The organism is Pseudarthrobacter sp. GQ63 (assembly GCF_059758765.1).
Genome location: NZ_JCAXEF010000034.1, coordinates 1 through 865, shown reverse-complemented (window position 1 = coordinate 865; position 865 = coordinate 1). Strand labels below are relative to the sequence as shown.

Genomic DNA, 865 nt, shown 5'->3' with positions numbered 1-865 from the left:
GGGACTGTCCGATAAACGGTGTGTGGAGTCCGGCCGGTTTTCATTGTTGAGTGGTTCTTTCGAACCGGCCAGCGAAGGTAATAGCGAACGCGTTTAGCGCAGGCTTCCACCTCATCACCCAGCGTGCACGGCCACCGCCGGTTGGATCAAGAGATCTGGTGACCAGGTATAGGCATTTCAGGGCAGCGGTCTCGTTCGGAAAGTGCCCGCGGGCCCTCACCGCCCTTCGGTAGCGTGCGTTGATCGACTCGATCGCGTTCGTCGTGCAGATGACCCGTCGGATTTCCACGTCGTACTCCAGGAAGGGCACGAATTCGGCCCAGGAGGATTCCCAGAGCCGCACGATGGCCGGATACCGCTGGCCCCACTCGGCAGTGAATTCGGCGAACCGGTCCTTCGCCGCCTGCTCGGACGGGGCCGTGTAAACGGGCTTAAGCGCCTTGACGATCCCGTCGCGGTGCTGGCGTCCGGCGTAGCGGAAGCTGTTGCGGATCAGGTGCACGATGCACTGCTGCACCACCGTCCGCTCCCACGTGGTCGTGATCGCCTCCGGCAGGCCCTTGAGCCCATCGCAGACGGCGATCAACACATCTTCCACGCCCCGGTTCTTCAGCTCCGAGAAGACCTGCAGCCAGAACCGGGCACCCTCGCCACCGTCGCCGGCCCAGATGCCCAGGATCTCCCGCTCCCCACTGGTGGTGACCCCCATGACGACGTAGAACGGGGTGTTGCGCACCTGCCCGTCACGGACCTTGACCACGACCGCGTCAACGAACAGCACCGGATAGATCGGATCCAAAGGCCGGGCCGACCATTCGGCCAGCTCCGAGGCGACTTTCTCCGTGATGCGGCTGATGGTGTCCTT

General features: G+C 63.6%; 1 protein-coding gene. It reads right to left on the bottom strand.

The window, feature by feature from the left end:
- Positions 1 to 40: 40 nt before the first annotated feature.
- On the bottom strand, positions 41 to 865 hold an 825-nt coding region (locus tag AC6CHP_RS20705; protein WP_498232048.1), incomplete at its 5' end, for an IS256 family transposase.